Annotated in this window: 13 protein-coding genes; all 13 read left to right on the top strand. The window is 66.5% G+C overall.

Annotation, left to right across the window (positions count from 1 at the left end; all coding sequences use genetic code 11):
• The first annotated feature begins 17 nt into the window (after positions 1 to 17).
• Complete coding sequence (gene thrC / locus KHN96_RS09850) at positions 18 to 1,463, top strand: threonine synthase (RefSeq protein WP_062739659.1); 1,446 nt, start codon at positions 18 to 20, stop codon at positions 1,461 to 1,463.
• Positions 1,464 to 1,467: 4 nt separating this feature from the next.
• Complete coding sequence (locus tag KHN96_RS09845; RefSeq protein WP_062739647.1) at positions 1,468 to 2,085, top strand: uracil-DNA glycosylase family protein; 618 nt, start codon at positions 1,468 to 1,470, stop codon at positions 2,083 to 2,085.
• A gap of 78 nt (positions 2,086 to 2,163) precedes the next feature.
• On the top strand, positions 2,164 to 3,423 hold the full coding sequence (locus KHN96_RS09840) for a molybdopterin molybdotransferase MoeA (protein WP_062739646.1): 1,260 nt from the start codon (positions 2,164 to 2,166) through the stop codon (positions 3,421 to 3,423).
• A 20-nt stretch (positions 3,424 to 3,443) separates the two neighbouring features.
• Positions 3,444 to 3,701 carry a molybdopterin converting factor subunit 1 gene (gene moaD, locus KHN96_RS09835; RefSeq protein WP_062739658.1) on the top strand — a complete coding sequence of 86 codons (258 nt, stop codon included), beginning with the start codon at positions 3,444 to 3,446 and terminating at the stop codon, positions 3,699 to 3,701.
• Between the two features lie 13 nt (positions 3,702 to 3,714).
• The gene (gene moaE, locus KHN96_RS09830) at positions 3,715 to 4,224 is read left to right on the top strand and encodes a molybdopterin synthase catalytic subunit MoaE (protein ID WP_045786689.1); all 510 of its coding nucleotides are present in this window, start codon (positions 3,715 to 3,717) and stop codon (positions 4,222 to 4,224) included.
• A gap of 14 nt (positions 4,225 to 4,238) precedes the next feature.
• Positions 4,239 to 4,619, top strand: a complete 381-nt coding sequence (gene crcB, locus KHN96_RS09825; protein WP_045786690.1) for a fluoride efflux transporter CrcB — start codon at positions 4,239 to 4,241, stop codon at positions 4,617 to 4,619.
• 156 nt (positions 4,620 to 4,775) lie between these two features.
• Complete coding sequence (locus KHN96_RS09820) at positions 4,776 to 6,953, top strand: 3-hydroxybutyrate oligomer hydrolase family protein (RefSeq protein ID WP_062739645.1); 2,178 nt, start codon at positions 4,776 to 4,778, stop codon at positions 6,951 to 6,953.
• A gap of 171 nt (positions 6,954 to 7,124) precedes the next feature.
• Positions 7,125 to 9,713: an ATP-dependent chaperone ClpB gene (gene clpB, locus KHN96_RS09815; protein ID WP_062739644.1), complete on the top strand. Its 2,589-nt coding sequence runs from the start codon at positions 7,125 to 7,127 to the stop codon at positions 9,711 to 9,713.
• Positions 9,714 to 9,992: 279 nt separating this feature from the next.
• Complete coding sequence (locus KHN96_RS09810) at positions 9,993 to 11,000, top strand: sulfate ABC transporter substrate-binding protein (protein WP_045786693.1); 1,008 nt, start codon at positions 9,993 to 9,995, stop codon at positions 10,998 to 11,000.
• Positions 11,001 to 11,037: 37 nt separating this feature from the next.
• Positions 11,038 to 11,661: an NADPH-dependent FMN reductase gene (gene ssuE / locus KHN96_RS09805; protein ID WP_045787849.1), complete on the top strand. Its 624-nt coding sequence runs from the start codon at positions 11,038 to 11,040 to the stop codon at positions 11,659 to 11,661.
• A gap of 108 nt (positions 11,662 to 11,769) precedes the next feature.
• Positions 11,770 to 12,786 (top strand): sulfonate ABC transporter substrate-binding protein, encoded by a 1,017-nt coding sequence (locus KHN96_RS09800; RefSeq protein ID WP_062739120.1) that lies wholly within the window; start codon positions 11,770 to 11,772, stop codon positions 12,784 to 12,786.
• Between the two features lie 5 nt (positions 12,787 to 12,791).
• Entirely contained in the window at positions 12,792 to 13,814 is a 1,023-nt protein-coding gene (locus KHN96_RS09795; RefSeq protein WP_062739121.1) for a sulfonate ABC transporter substrate-binding protein, read from the top strand.
• A gap of 46 nt (positions 13,815 to 13,860) precedes the next feature.
• The gene (gene ssuD / locus KHN96_RS09790) at positions 13,861 to 15,024 is read left to right on the top strand and encodes an FMNH2-dependent alkanesulfonate monooxygenase (RefSeq protein ID WP_045787851.1); all 1,164 of its coding nucleotides are present in this window, start codon (positions 13,861 to 13,863) and stop codon (positions 15,022 to 15,024) included.
• Positions 15,025 to 15,035: the final 11 nt, after the last annotated feature.

Genomic DNA, 15,035 nt, shown 5'->3' with positions numbered 1-15,035 from the left:
ACGCGTAAGAGATGAGCATGCAATACCGATCGACCCGCGGCCACGCAGAGCCGCAGAGCTTCTCCCGCATCCTGCTCGGCGGCCTCGCGCCGGACGGCGGCCTGTACCTGCCCGAGCAATACCCGCAGGTCAGCGTTGAGGAACTGACCCGCTGGCGCGACCTGCCGTACGCGGACCTCGCGTTCGAGATCCTGCGCAAGTTCGCCACCGACATCCCCGAGGATGACCTGCGTGCGCTGACTCGCCGCACCTACACGCCCGAGGTCTACTGCAACGCACGCGCCGGCGACAACACCGCCGATATCACGCCGCTGCACAAGCTTGGCGACGAGGGCGGCACCTCGCTGTCGCTGCTGTGCCTGTCCAACGGCCCGACGCTGGCCTTCAAGGACATGGCAATGCAGTTGTTGGGCAACCTGTTCGAATACGCGCTCGACCGTGAGCACGCCGAACTGAACATCCTTGGCGCCACCTCCGGCGACACCGGCAGCGCGGCCGAATACGCCATGCGCGGCAAGCGCGGCGTGCGCGTGTTCATGCTGAGCCCGCACCGCAAGATGAGCGCGTTCCAGACCGCGCAGATGTTCAGCCTGCAGGACGCGAACATCTTCAACATCGCCATCGAAGGCGTGTTCGACGACGCGCAGGACATCGTCAAGGCGGTGTCGAACGATCACGAGTACAAGGCGCGCCAGAAGATCGGCACGGTCAACTCCATCAACTGGGCGCGCGTCGTGGCGCAGGTCGTCTACTACTTCAAAGGTTACCTGCTGGCTGCCCCGTCGATTGGCGAGAAGGTGTCGTTCTGCGTGCCGTCGGGCAACTTCGGCAACGTCTGCGCGGGCCACATCGCGCGCATGATGGGTTTGCCGATCGACAAGCTCGTCGTGGCGACCAACGAGAACGACGTGCTGGACGAGTTCTTCCGCACCGGCACGTACCGCGTGCGCTCGGCCGCCCAGACATACCACACGTCCAGCCCGAGCATGGACATCAGCAAGGCCTCGAACTTCGAGCGCTTCGTGTTCGACCTGCTGGATCGCGATCCGGCACGCCTGGCACAACTCTTCCGCGACGTGGACGAGAAGGGGGGCTTCTCGATGACCGGCAAGCCGGAGTTCGACCGCATCGCCGAGTTCGGCTTTGTCTCGGGCCGTAGCACGCACGAAGATCGCGTCAATACGATCCGCGACGTGTTTGCCCGTTACGGCACGATGATCGACACGCACACCGCAGACGGCGTAAAGGTCGCGCGCGAAAACCTGACGCCAGGCGTGCCGATGGTGGTGCTTGAAACCGCGCTGCCGGCCAAGTTTGGCGACACGATCCGCGAAGCGCTGGACCGCGAGCCGGAGCGCCCGGCCGGCTACGCTGATATCGAATCGCTGCCGCAGCGCTTTGAAGTCATGCCCGCCGATGTGGATCGCGTGAAGGCCTACATCGCGCAACACACGGGTCTTTGACGCGGTGATGGCGGTGCCGGATGGCGCGACCGCGGCAGCGTTCGAACGCTGCCTGCGCGACATCCGCGCGTGCCGCACGTGCAGCGGGGCGCTCGCACACACGCCTCGCCCCGTGGTCGTGGCGGACCGCCGCGCCCGCGTGCTGATCGTCGGGCAGGCGCCCGGGCGCATGGTGCATGAAACGGGCATCCCGTGGAATGACCGCTCCGGCGATCGCCTGCGCCAGTGGCTGCAGATCCCGTACGACGACTTTTACGCCGACAAGCGCATCGCCGTCGTGCCGATGGGCTTCTGCTTTCCCGGCACCGGCGCGAATGGCGACCTGCCTCCGCGCCGCGAATGCGCGCCGCGCTGGCATCGTCCGCTGCTGACGGCCATGCCCGACGTGAAGCTCGCCCTTCTGGTGGGCGCCTACGCGCAGCGTTATTACCTCGACGTGCCGCGCGACTGGTCGCTCAGCGACGTGGTGCGCAACGGGCCCGTGCACGACGCCCGGCGCCGCGTGCTGTTTCCGCTGCCGCATCCGAGCCCGCGCAATCTCGCCTGGTTCAAACACAACCCGTGGTTTGACGCGCACATCGTGCCCGCGCTGCGGGCCGCGCTGGCCAACGCATTCGCGTGATACGCCTGCGCTGATGCATGGCGCCCGCGTGGAACCGATACAATCGAAATCTCTACCGATTTCGTGTTCCCGCCTCGCATGTCCGCCAACGATGCTCCCGCCGTCAAACCGTCTCTGCTGACGCTCGATGCGGCACTGTCGCAACTGCTTGCTGCTGCGCGCCCTCTGCATGACATCGAAACCGTGCCGACGCTGCACGCCAATGGCCGCATCCTCGCGCAACCGGTGCACAGCAGCCTGAACGTGCCGCCGGCCGACAACACGTCGATGGACGGCTACGCGGTGCGCACGGCGGACATTGGCGCACCGGGCACGCGGCTGACGGTGGCGCAGCGCATTCCTGCCGGCCACGTCGGCCAGCCGCTGAATGCCGGCGAGGCCGCACGCATCTTTACCGGCGCGCTGATTCCGCCGGGCGCCGATGCGGTGGTCATGCAGGAGCAATGCAAGGCCGAGCCGGACACCGGCACCGTCGTCATCGAACATGTGCCGGAGTCGGGCGAGTGGATCCGCCGTGCCGGCGAGGACATCGCCGCGGGTGCGGAGATCCTGCCGCGTGGCACGCGCCTTGGCGCGCAGCAACTGGGGCTGGCGGCGTCTGTGGGCTGCGCCCATCTGCAGGTTGTGCGCCGCCCGCGCGTGGCCGTCTTCTTTACCGGCGACGAGCTCGCCATGCCGGGCGAACCGCTCAAGCCCGGCGCCATCTACAACTCCAACCGCTTCACGCTGCGTGCGCTGCTCGAAAACCTGGGCTGCGAGATCACCGATTTCGGCATCGTGCCCGATACGCTGCAAGCCACGCGGGAGACGTTGCGCGAAGCTGCCGAGGCGCACGACCTGATCATCACGTCGGGCGGCGTGTCCGTCGGCGAGGAAGACCACATCAAGCCCGCCGTGGAAGCCGAAGGGCGCCTGAACCTGTGGCAGATCGCCATCAAGCCGGGCAAGCCGCTCGCCTTTGGCGAGGTGCGTCGGCCGGAAGGCATGGTGGGCGGCCCGACGGCGTTCTTCATTGGCTTGCCGGGCAATCCGGTGTCGAGCTTCGTCACCTTCCTGCTGTTCGTGCGGCCGTTCATCCTGCGCCTGCAGGGCGTGCAGGACGTGGCGCCCAAGCGCATCCCGATGCGCGCCGACTTTGCCTTGCCCAAGGGCGATCGCCGCAACGAGTTCCTGCGCGCACGCATCAATGCCAACGGCGGGCTGGACCTGTTCCCGAACCAGAGCTCGGGCGTGCTGACCTCCACCGTGTGGGGCGATGGCCTGATCGACAACCCGCCCAACCAGCCGATCGCGCAGGGCGATGTCGTCAGCTTCCTGCCGTTCGCGGGGCTGGTGTAAGGAGTGAAGGAGCGATGAGCATGCAGATCGAACTCCGCTTCTTTGCCAGTGTGCGAGAGCAGCTGGGGCTCTCGCAGGAGACGGCCACCGTGCCGGACACCGTGCGCACCGTCGGCGATGTGCGCCGCTGGCTGGCGCAGCGTGGTCCCGTGTGGGGTGAAGCACTGGCCGAGGGCCGCGCGCTGCGCATGGCGGTGGACCACCAGATCGTGTCCGCCGATACGGCCGTGCACGATGGCTGCGAAGTCGCATTCTTTCCGCCAGTCACGGGCGGCTGAGCCGGGGATCGACATGACCGTCCGCGTACAAGAAGCCGACTTCGACCTTGGCGCTGAAATCGCAGCCCTGCGTGCCGGCCGTCCGAGCATCGGCGCGGTGGCGAGCTTCATCGGCACCGTGCGCGACGTCAACGATGGCAGCGGCGTGTCCGAGTTGGAGCTGGAGCACTATCCCGGCATGACCGAGAAGGCGCTCGCCAACATCGTCGATGCGGCAATGCAGCGCTGGGACCTGATCGACGCGCTCGTCATCCACCGCGTCGGCAAGCTCAAGCCCGAAGACCAGATCGTGCTGGTGGCGGTGGCATCGAAGCACCGCGGCGAAGCCTTCGCGGCGTGCGAATTCATCATGGATTACCTCAAGAGCGAGGCGCCGTTCTGGAAGAGGGAGCAGACACCCGAAGGCGCGCGCTGGGTGGACGCCCGCGTGACCGACGACAAGGCGCTCGCCCGCTGGGGCATCACCACGAACAACGCTGCCGGCAGCCCGGACGCCCCCGCGCAGCCGAACGATGACGAATAACAAGGAGCAACCGCATGAGCGGGATGGGGTTTGTGGCCGTCGGGGTGGGGGCTGCGCTGGGGGCGTGGCTGCGCTGGCTGTTTGCCGTGCTGTGGAATGCGATCAATCCGGCGCTGCCGTATGGCACGTTGGCCGCCAATCTGCTCGGCGGCTACCTGATCGGCGTGGCGGTCGGCTTCTTTGATACACATGCCGGGCTGCCGCCGGAATGGCGTTTGCTGGCTGTGACGGGCTTCCTTGGTGGGCTGACGACGTTCTCGACCTTTTCGAGCGAGGTGGTCGCCAATATCCTGGCCGGCGACTACGTGGTTGGCGCGCTGCACGTGGCAGTGCATCTGGGCGGTTCTCTGTTCCTCACGCTGCTCGGTCTCTGGACGGTGCGTACGTTCAGTTGATGGCAGGCCGCCCGTTGGGCTTACGGGTTTTTTGTCCTTGCGCATGATACGTACGGTTCACATACTGGTAGCGCCCGCGGCGGCGTAGGACGGGCAGTCCCGGAGGCTGCCGCGGGGTGTCTTGTGTTGTTCCATCCATAACGAGAAGGAGACGCAATGAAACCAACCCGAACCGCGCGCCTGCGACGGCACGTCTCGGCCGGCAACCTCGTCACGGCCACCGCGATGCTGCTGGCCGGCTGCGGCGTGCTGAGTGCCTGCGGCGGCGGCAACGACGGCAACAACGTGCCGGGCAACACCAAGCCGGCCTTCGTCGGTAAGGTGACCATCACGCATTACGACGGCACCTCCGATGACCTGCTGACCGCGGGCCTGGGCGCCAATGGGCTGGCGTCGGCCACCGCGCCCGCCGTTGCCAATGCAACATCGCCCACGGCAGCCGAGCTGCGCCGTCTCGCCATCTGGGCCAACTACCGCGCGCTGGTCGACACCGCGGCCAAGGGCGGCTACGGCACGCTGTACGGCCCGAGTGTCGACGTCAACGGCAACCCGACCGGCGGCTCCGGCATGATCGCCGGCACCGAATACGTGGCGTACTCCGATGACGGCACGGGGCAGCAGAACGTCGTGCTGCTTGTGCAGATTCCGGACAGCTTCGACGTCAACAACCCCTGCATCATCACCGCCACCTCGTCGGGCTCGCGCGGCGTCTACGGTGCGATTTCGACCGGCGAATGGGGGCTCAAGCGCAAGTGCGCCGTCGCCTACACCGACAAGGGCACCGGCGCCGGCCCGCATGACCTTGCCACCGATACCGTCGCCCTGCAGGACGGCACGCGCACCACGCGCAGCGCCGCCGGCACCAATGCGCACTTTGCCGCGCCGCTCACGAGCAGCCAGCTCGCGGCCTTCAATGCGGCCACGCCGAACCGGCTGGCGTTCAAGCACGCGCATTCGCAGCGCAACCCGGAGAAAGACTGGGGCCAGTTCACGCTGCAAGCCGTGCAGTTCGCGTTCTGGGCCATCAACGACAAGATCACGCCGACCAATGGCGTGCTCGTCGGCAGCGCGCTACCGGTACGGCCCGACAACACCATCGTCATCGCGTCGAGCACCTCCAACGGGGGCGGGGCCGCGATTGCGGCGGCCGAGCAGGACACCGGCGGCTGGATCGACGGTGTGGCCGTCGGCGAGCCGGGCCTGAACCTGCCGCCCAACACCGGCGTGCAGGTGGTGCGCGGCGGCGCAACCTTGCCGACCACGGGCAAACCGCTCTTCGACTACGTGAGCTATGCCAACGTCTTCCGCTTGTGCGCAGCCTCGTCCGCGAGCGTGGGGGCGGCGCCGGCACAGGCCTTCTTTACGAGCCTGACGACGTTCCCGGCCGGCGTGCAGGCCAACCGTTGCGCCGCGCTCAAGGCGGCGGGATTGCTGACGGCGGCCACGCCTGCCGCCCAGGCCGACGAAGCCCTGCAGAAGATGCGCGCCTACGGCTGGGAGCCCGAGTCTGACCTCGTGCACGCATCGATGTCGTTCTACGAGATCGATCCGTCCGTGGCGACGACCTTCGGCAATGCGCTCTCGCGCGCAAGCGTGGCCGACAACCTGTGTGGCTTCAGCTTTGCCGCCACGGATGCCGCGTTCCACCCGACCGCCGTGAACGCCACATCGCTGGCGCAGATGGCGGCGCTGGGCAACGGCATTCCGCCCACCTCCGGCGTGCAGCTCGTCAACAACAACGCGCAGGGCGGTCCCATGCGCAGCAACCAGTCCATCGATTCCAGCGGCACGCAGGCGGCCAACCTCGATGGCGCGCTGTGCCTGCGCAATCTGCTGACCGGCAGCGACGCGGCGTCGCAATCGCTGCAGACCGGCATCAGCCAGACGCTGCGCACCGGCAACCTGCAGGGCAAGCCTGCGTTGATCGTGCAGGGCCGCAACGATGCGCTGCTGCCCGTCAACCACGGCGCGCGGCCGTATCTGGGCCTCAATGCCAAGGTGGAAGGCGGCTCCAGCAAGCTGTCGTACATCGAGGTGATGAACGCGCAGCATTTCGACGGTTTCATCGACCTCGTCCCGGGTTACGACTCGCTGTTCGTGCCGCTGGTGCTGTACGAGCAGCGCGCGCTGGACGCGATGTATGCGTACCTGAAGAACGGCACGCCGCTGCCGCCTTCCCAGGTGGTGCGCACCACGCCGCGCGGCGGCACGCCCGGTGCTGCGCCGGCCATCAGCGCGACGAACGTGCCGAACTTCACCAACACGCCAGCCGCGGGCGACCGCATTTCGGTGAACGTGTCGGGCGGGGTGGTGACGGTGTCGGTGCCGAACTGATGCCGTAGCCGGGACGGCTTTGAGGCACTTCGGGCGGCGGCGCGTCGGCAGGCGTGCCGCCGCTTGTTCTTGCGCAAAAACTGCATGAAAACCGGCGCTTCTGTGCTTGAAATGGCACCGAAGCTCCCTATCTTTCGGGTCAGTGAAACATTTTCCGCAAGGGGTTTTTTAATGCGTTTGGACAAACTGACCACCCGCTTCCAGGAAGCGCTGGCGGACGCGCAGAGCCTGGCGCTGGGCAACGACAATCCGTACATCGAACCGGTCCACCTGCTGCTGGCCATGCTGCGCCAGCCGGATGGGGCGACCAACAACCTGCTCGCTCGGGCGGGCGTCAATACGAGCGCGCTCGACACGGCGCTGGACCGCGCCATTAAGCACCTGCCGCAGGTGCAGGGCGGTGAGCAAGTCCAGGTCGGCCGAGACCTCGGCAGCCTGCTGCAGCAGACCGAGAAGGAAGGCATCAAGCGCGGCGACCAGTTCATCGCCAGCGAGCTGTTCCTGCTGGCCGTGGCTGACGACAAGGGCGAGGCCGGCCGCATTGCGCGCGAACACGGCCTCTCGCGCAAGCCGCTCGAAGCCGCCATCGACGCCGTGCGCGGCGGCCAGACCGTCGGCAGCGCCGAGGCCGAGAGCCAGCGTGAAGCGCTCAAGAAGTACACCATCGACCTCACCGAGCGTGCACGCATCGGCAAGCTCGACCCCGTCATCGGCCGCGATGACGAGATCCGCCGTGCCATCCAGATCCTGCAGCGCCGCACCAAGAACAACCCGGTGCTGATCGGCGAGCCGGGCGTCGGCAAGACGGCCATCGTCGAAGGCCTGGCGCAGCGCATCGTCAACGGCGAAGTGCCCGAGAGCCTGAAGAACAAGCGTGTGCTGGTGCTCGACATGGCGGGCCTGCTGGCCGGCGCCAAGTACCGCGGCGAGTTCGAAGAGCGCCTGAAGGCCGTGCTGAACGACATCGCCAAGGAAGAGGGCCAGACCATCCTCTTCATTGACGAGATCCACACCATGGTGGGCGCGGGCAAGGCCGAGGGCGCGATGGACGCCGGCAACATGCTCAAGCCGGCGCTGGCACGTGGCGAGCTGCATTGCATCGGCGCGACCACGCTGGACGAATACCGCAAGTACATCGAGAAGGATGCTGCGCTGGAGCGCCGCTTCCAGAAGGTGCTCGTTGATGAGCCCAGCGTGGAGGCGACCATCGCCATCCTGCGTGGTCTGCAGGAGAAGTACGAACTGCACCATGGCGTGGAGATCACCGACCCGGCGATCGTGGCCGCGGCTGAACTCAGCCACCGCTACATCACCGACCGCTTCCTGCCGGACAAGGCCATCGACCTGATCGACGAGGCTGCGGCGCGCATCAAGATGGAAATCGACTCGAAGCCGGAGGCGATGGACAAGCTCGACCGCCGCCTGATCCAGCTCAAGATCGAGCGCGAGGCGGTGAAGAAGGAAACCGACGAAGCCTCGCAGAAGCGCCTGGAGCTGATCGAGCAGGAGATCGAACGCTTGCAGAAGGAATACGCCGATCTGGACGAAATCTGGAAGGCCGAGAAAGGCGCCGCGCAAGGTGCGGCCGCGCTCAAGGAGGAGATCGACAAGATCAAGCTGGAGATCACCAAGCTGCAGCGCGAAGGCAAGCTCGACAAGGTAGCCGAACTGCAATACGGCAAGCTGCCCGAGCTGGAAGGTAAGCTGAAGGCCGCGACCGCCGCCGAGTCGGCCAGCCAGAAGCAGCCGAACAAGCTGCTGCGCACGCAGGTGGGTGCCGAAGAGATTGCCGAAGTCGTCAGCCGCGCCACGGGCATCCCCGTGTCGAAGATGATGACCGGCGAGCGCGAGAAGCTGCTAAAGATGGAAGACCGCCTGCACGAGCGCGTGGTAGGCCAGGACGAGGCCGTGCGCCTGGTGGCGGATGCCATCCGCCGCTCACGCGCCGGCATCGCGGACGAGAACAAGCCCTACGGCTCGTTCCTGTTCCTCGGCCCCACGGGTGTCGGCAAGACCGAGCTGTGCAAGGCGCTGGCCAGTTTCCTGTTCGATTCGGAAGACCACCTCATCCGCATCGACATGAGCGAGTTCATGGAGAAGCATTCCGTGAGCCGACTGATCGGCGCGCCGCCGGGCTATGTCGGCTACGAGGAAGGCGGCTACCTGACCGAAGCCGTGCGCCGCAAGCCGTACAGCGTGGTGCTGCTCGATGAAGTGGAGAAGGCGCACCCGGACGTCTTCAACGTGCTGCTGCAGGTGCTGGACGATGGCCGTCTGACCGACGGCCAGGGCCGCACGGTCGACTTCAAGAACACGGTGATCGTGATGACGTCGAACCTCGGCTCGCAGCTCATCCAGCAGATGGCGACCGAACCCGCGGATGTGATCAAGGGTGCCGTGTGGCAGGAAGTGAAGACGCATTTCCGGCCCGAATTCCTGAACCGGATCGACGAGGTGGTGGTGTTCCACGCGCTGGACCAACGCAACATCGAATCGATCGCGCGGATTCAGCTCAAGCGCCTGGCGGCACGTCTCGCGCAGATGGACCTGACGCTGGAGATCAGCGACGAAGCGGTGGCCAAGCTCGCTTCAGCGGGTTATGACCCGGTGTTTGGGGCACGGCCCTTGAAGCGGGCGATCCAGCAGCAGCTCGAGAATCCGGTGGCACGGATGATCCTGGAGGGCAAGTTCGCGCCCAAGGATGTGGTGCCGGTGGATTATCGGGATGGTCAGTTTACGTTTGAGAGGGTTGTGCACTGAGGCTGTGGTTTGGTGCGTTGAAAAGCCGCTCCGGAGGGTTCTGGAGCGGCTTTTTTTGTTGGTGGTGCATCCCTTGTTTCACCCCCTGCCGGGGGCGAAACAAGGGATGCACCACAAACACCCCCCACGCACAGACCGCCCCCCTCCGCGCAGCCCCCACCTCCACCTTATGCAAAAAACGATGAACATTCCCTGAAACCATTCGTTCCCCGTACAAGACCCGCTCGGTAGTCTTGCTCCTATTCCAAATCCATCAGAGATCAGAAACGGAGCTGCAAGATGATTCGCAAGTTTGTCTTCAACACCATCGCGGCTGCCATCGTGGCGGGGGGAACCGTGGGTGCGCATGCGGCAACGACACTGCTGAACGTGTCGTACGACCCGACGCGCGAGCTGTACAAGGAAATCAACACCGAATTCGCCAAGAAGTGGAAGGCCGAAACGGGTGAGGACATCACCCTGCGCGCTTCGCATGGCGGTTCGGGCAAGCAGGCCCGCTCCGTGATCGACGGGCTGGAGGCCGATGTGGTGACGCTGGCGCTCGGCTACGACATCGACGCGATCGCCGAGAAGGGTCTGACCGGCAAGGACTGGCAGAAGCGCCTGCCGCACAACGCCTCGCCGTACACGTCGACCATCGTCTTCCTGGTGCGCAAGGGCAACCCGAAGGGCATCAAGGACTGGAATGACCTGGTCAAGCCGGGCATCGCCGTCATCACGCCGAACCCGAAGACCTCCGGCGGTGCACGCTGGAATTACCTGGCCGCCTGGGCCTATGCGCTGAAGCAGCCGGGCGGTTCGGACGCCACCGCCAAGGATTTCGTGCAGAAGCTCTACAAGAACGTGCCGGTGCTCGATTCGGGCGCGCGCGGTGCGACCACGACCTTTACCGAGCGCGGTATCGGCGACGTGCTGATCGCGTGGGAAGACGAGGCGCTGCTGGCGGCACGCGTGGAAGGCAAGGACAAGTTTGACGTGGTGGTGCCGTCGATTTCCATCCTGGCCGAGCCGCCGGTGGCGGTGGTGGACAAGGTGGCCGACAAGAAGGGCACGCGCAAGGCCGCGGAGGCGTATCTCAAGTTCCTGTACACGCCGCAAGGGCAGGAGATCGGTGCGAAGAATTTCTATCGTCCGACCGACCCGGCCGTGGCGAAGAAGCACGAGAGCGAATTCCCGAAGGTGAAGCTTGTGACCATCGACGACACGTTCGGCGGCTGGCAGAAGGCGCAGAAGACGCACTTTGCCGACGGCGGGCAGTTTGACCAGCTCTACCAACCGGGCAAGTAAGGCCCTCATGACGTAACGACATCGGGTGATCCGCATCATGCAAATCCTGACGATTTCCGGCAGCCCTTCGGCGCAATCGCGATCTGCGCGCCTGCTGGGCCACGTGCGTGCGCAGCTCGAACGCGCCGGCGAGCAGGCGGACCACCTGGACCTGCGCAGCCTTCCGGCCGACGCGCTGCTCGGCGCGCAGGTGTCGGACCCCGCCATCGCCGATGCGGTGGCGCGGGTGGAAGCGGCGGGCGTGGTGATTCTCGCCACGCCGGTCTACAAGGCGGCCTACAGCGGGCTGCTCAAGACATTTCTCGATCTGCTGCCGCAGAGCGGGCTGCGCGACAAGGTCGTGCTGCCGATTGCCACCGGCGGCAGCCTTGCCCATACGCTGGCGATCGACTACGCGCTGCGCCCCGTGCTGACGGCGCTGGCGGCGCGTTCGATCCTGCCGGGCATCTTTGCAGTCGACTCGCAGATCGTCGTGGCAGATGACGGCGTGAGCGTCGACCCAGCGCTGCAGCAGCGCCTGGATGACGGCGTGGAGCGCGTGCATCAGGCACTGGCGCTGGCACGGCATCCGGCCGTGGCGCAGGTCATCGTCTCCAGCCGCAGCGCGGTGCGTGCCACGTTCCAGGCCGCCGACGAAGAACGAATGCGATGTCTGGCGTGATGCGCTGATCGCGCACGCCTGTTCCTGAGTTTCCCGTTGTTGTCATGCCCGCGCAGCGCCTGCGCGCGGATCGTGCCGCCCCAACATTTCGCATCGACCGAACTTGCCATGAAGAACCACTCACAACTGCGCAGGACCTTGACCCGCGCTTCCCTGACGCTCGCAGCGCTGCTCGCCACGCTCGGTGCACCGGCCGTGTCTGCCAACAGCGATGCCCCGCCGCCAACCGCTGCCAAGCAACTGCGCATCGGCTACCAGAAGTACGGCACGCTGACCGTGCTCAAGGCGCGCGGCACGCTGGAAAAGCGCCTTGCCGCGCAGGGCATCGAAGTGAAGTGGACCGAGTTTCCCGCGGGCCCGCAGCTGCTGGAAGGCCTGAACGTGGGCGCCATCGATTTCGGCACCACGGGTGAAGCGCCGCCGATCTTCGCGCTGGCTGCCGGCGCGAATCTCGTCTATGTCGGCAACCAGCCACCTGCGCCCACCGGCGAGGCGATCATCGTGCCGAAGACTTCGCCGCTCAAGAGCGTGGCCGATCTCAAAGGCAAGCGCGTCGCCTTCAACAAGGGTTCGAACGTGCATTACCTGCTGGTGAAACTGCTGGAAAAGGCCAATGTGCCTTACAGCGATATCCAGCCCGTGTACCTCACGCCCGCCGATGCGCGCGCTGCCTTCGAGCGCGGCGCCGTCGACGCCTGGGTCATCTGGGATCCGTTCTTTGCCGCGGCTGAACAGCAGCTGGGCGCGCGCGTGCTGGCCGACGGCACGGGCGTGGTCAACAACTCGCAGTACTTCCTGGCCTCGAAGGGCTATGCGGGCGCGCGGCCCGATGTGCTGAACATCGTGCTGGATGAACTGAAGAAGACCGACACCTGGGCCGCGGCCAACCCGAAGGAGGTGACGACCATTCTCGGCCCGCAGCTTGGCCTGGAGCCGGCGGTGGTGGCGCGTTCGGTGTCGCGCATTGCGTACGGCATCCAGCCGGTCGGGGCCGAGGCGCTGGCCGACCAGCAGCGCATTGCCGATACGTTCCACACGCTCAAGCTGATTCCGCGTCAGGTGAAGGTGGCCGATTCCGCCTGGAAGCCGGTCGCGCCGGCCGCCACGCAACAAGCCGCTCGCTGACTGCCATGACCATCGATATCCAACGTCGTCGTCTGCTGGGCGCTTCCGTGGCCGGTGCGTCGCTGGCATCGCTGGCGCCGGTGTCGCAGGCGGCCAACGCTGCGGGCGTGCCGGCCAACCTGCCGAAGATCACCCCGCCTGCGCAACTGCGCATCGGTTTCCAGAAGAGCGCGGTCAACCTCGTCATCGTCAAGGAAAGCCGCGCGCTGGAGCAGCGTTTTCCCGAATCGAAGGTGAGCTGGCTGGAGTTTCCGGCCGGGCCGCAGCAGCTGGAGGCGCTGTCCGCAGGCAGCCTTGACCTGGCCTTCACTGGCGATACCCCGCCGGTGTTTGCCCAGGCCGCCGGCAAGGACTTGCGCTACGTGGGCGTGGAGCCGCCCAAGCCGGACAGCTCGGCGATTCTGGTGCCGCAGGCCTCGCCACTGAAGACGCTGGCCGATCTGAAGGGCAAGCGCGTGGCGTTTCAGAAAGGATCGAGCTCGCACTTCCTGATCGTGCGCGCCCTGCAGAAAGCGGGGCTCGGCTTTGCCGATATCCAGCCCGTGTACCTGACGCCCGCCGACGCGCGCGCCGCCTTCGAGCGTGGCGCCGTGGACGCCTGGGGCATCTGGGACCCTTACTACGCCGCCACGGAGCTGGCCATCAAGCCGCGCGTGCTGGCGACGGGGCGCACGCTGTCGTCCAACAACTCGTTCTATTTCGCGCCGCGCGCCTTTACCGAGCAGCACGGCGACACCATCGCCGCGATCTTTGCCGAACTCTCGCGCGCAGACCGGCTCGTGCAGGAGAACCGCAAGGAAGCCGCGCAGCGCATTGCCGATTTCTCGGGCCTGTCGCTCGCGACGGTGCATCTGTTCCTGTCGCGGCGGCCGCAGTCTCCGGTGCGGCCCGTCACGCCCGAGGCCATTGCCGAGCAGCAGCGCGTGGCCGATGCGTTCCACGGGCTGGGGCTGATTCCGCGCGCGGTCAAGCCGATCGAGCTGGTCTGGCATCCGAGCCCGGCGCAGCTGGCGATTGCCCGCGCGTGAGGGGCCGGCCGAGAACGGCGAGAACAACACCATCCAAGGAGCTGTCATGCAAGTCTTCTGGTTCATCCCGACCCACGGCGACAGCCGTTACCTCGGCACGGCCGAGGGCGCACGCCAGGTCGATCACACTTATCTGCAGCAGGTGGCCGTGGCCGCCGATACGCTCGGCTACGAGGGCGTGCTGATCCCGACGGGGCGTTCGTGCGAAGACCCGTGGATCGTTGCAGCGAGCCTGATTCCCGTGACGAAGCGCCTGCGCTTCCTGGTGGCGGTGCGCCCGGGCCTGATGGCGCCGACCCTTGCTGCGCGCATGGCGGCGACGTATGACCGCCTGTCGAACGGCCGCCTGCTGGTGAACCTCGTCACCGGTGGCGATCCGGCCGAGCTGGCCGGCGATGGCCTGTTCCTGGACCACGCGCAGCGCTACGAGGCATCGGAAGAGTTCATCCGCATCTGGCGTGAAACCCTGGCCGCGAGCCACGAAGGCGCCGCGCTCGATTACAGCGGCAAGCACCTCAGCGTGAAGGGCGCGAAGGTGTTGTACCCGCCGGTGCAGAAGCCGTATCCGCCGGTGTATTTCGGCGGTTCGTCGGAGGCGGCGCATGAGCTCGCCGCCGAGCAGGTCGACACGTACCTGACCTGGGGAGAACCGCCTGCGGCCGTGGCCGACAAGCTGGCCGACGTGCGCAAGCGCGCCGCCAGGCATGGCCGCACGGTCAAGTTCGGCATCCGCCTGCACGTGATCGTGCGTGAGACGGAAGACGAGGCATGGGCGGCCGCCGACAAGCTCATCAGCAAGCTCGACGACGACACCGTCGCCCGCGCGCAGGAGGCCTTCCGCAAGATGGATTCGGCCGGCCAGCAACGCATGGCCGCCCTGCATGCCAACGGCGTCAAGCGCACGCGTGCCGATCTGGAGATCAGCCCGAACCTGTGGGCCGGGGTGGGGCTGGTGCGCGGCGGTGCCGGCACGGCCCTGGTGGGCGACCCGCAGACCGTGGCCGCCCGCATGCAGGAATACGCCGAGCTGGGCATCGATACGTTCATCCTCTCCGGCTATCCGCACCTCGAAGAGGCGTACCGCTTTGCCGAACTGGTGTTCCCGCTGCTGCCGCGCTCGGTGCGCGACAAGCTGCCGGGCAACGTGCTCAACGGCCCATTTGGCGAGGTGATCGCCACCGGCATCGTGCCCAAAGTGGCCGCAAGCTGAAGGAGCACGCC

The organism is Ralstonia mannitolilytica (assembly GCF_905397375.1).
GTDB lineage: Bacteria > Pseudomonadota > Gammaproteobacteria > Burkholderiales > Burkholderiaceae > Ralstonia > Ralstonia mannitolilytica.
Note: the sequence above shows the minus strand (reverse complement) of the source record. Positions and strands in the feature narration are given on the sequence as shown.

What these genes read in the sequence shown, in the direction of transcription:
- thrC (WP_062739659.1), top strand. Translation starts at nt 18, where the DNA reads ATGCAATACCGATCGACCCGCGGCCACGCAGAGCCGCAGAGCTTCTCC.
- KHN96_RS09840 (WP_062739646.1), top strand. Translation starts at nt 2,164, where the DNA reads ATGTCCGCCAACGATGCTCCCGCCGTCAAACCGTCTCTGCTGACGCTC.
- moaD (WP_062739658.1), top strand. Translation starts at nt 3,444, where the DNA reads ATGCAGATCGAACTCCGCTTCTTTGCCAGTGTGCGAGAGCAGCTGGGG.
- moaE (WP_045786689.1), top strand. Translation starts at nt 3,715, where the DNA reads ATGACCGTCCGCGTACAAGAAGCCGACTTCGACCTTGGCGCTGAAATC.
- crcB (WP_045786690.1), top strand. Translation starts at nt 4,239, where the DNA reads ATGAGCGGGATGGGGTTTGTGGCCGTCGGGGTGGGGGCTGCGCTGGGG.
- KHN96_RS09820 (WP_062739645.1), top strand. Translation starts at nt 4,776, where the DNA reads ATGAAACCAACCCGAACCGCGCGCCTGCGACGGCACGTCTCGGCCGGC.
- clpB (WP_062739644.1), top strand. Translation starts at nt 7,125, where the DNA reads ATGCGTTTGGACAAACTGACCACCCGCTTCCAGGAAGCGCTGGCGGAC.
- KHN96_RS09810 (WP_045786693.1), top strand. Translation starts at nt 9,993, where the DNA reads ATGATTCGCAAGTTTGTCTTCAACACCATCGCGGCTGCCATCGTGGCG.
- ssuE (WP_045787849.1), top strand. Translation starts at nt 11,038, where the DNA reads ATGCAAATCCTGACGATTTCCGGCAGCCCTTCGGCGCAATCGCGATCT.
- KHN96_RS09800 (WP_062739120.1), top strand. Translation starts at nt 11,770, where the DNA reads ATGAAGAACCACTCACAACTGCGCAGGACCTTGACCCGCGCTTCCCTG.
- KHN96_RS09795 (WP_062739121.1), top strand. Translation starts at nt 12,792, where the DNA reads ATGACCATCGATATCCAACGTCGTCGTCTGCTGGGCGCTTCCGTGGCC.
- ssuD (WP_045787851.1), top strand. Translation starts at nt 13,861, where the DNA reads ATGCAAGTCTTCTGGTTCATCCCGACCCACGGCGACAGCCGTTACCTC.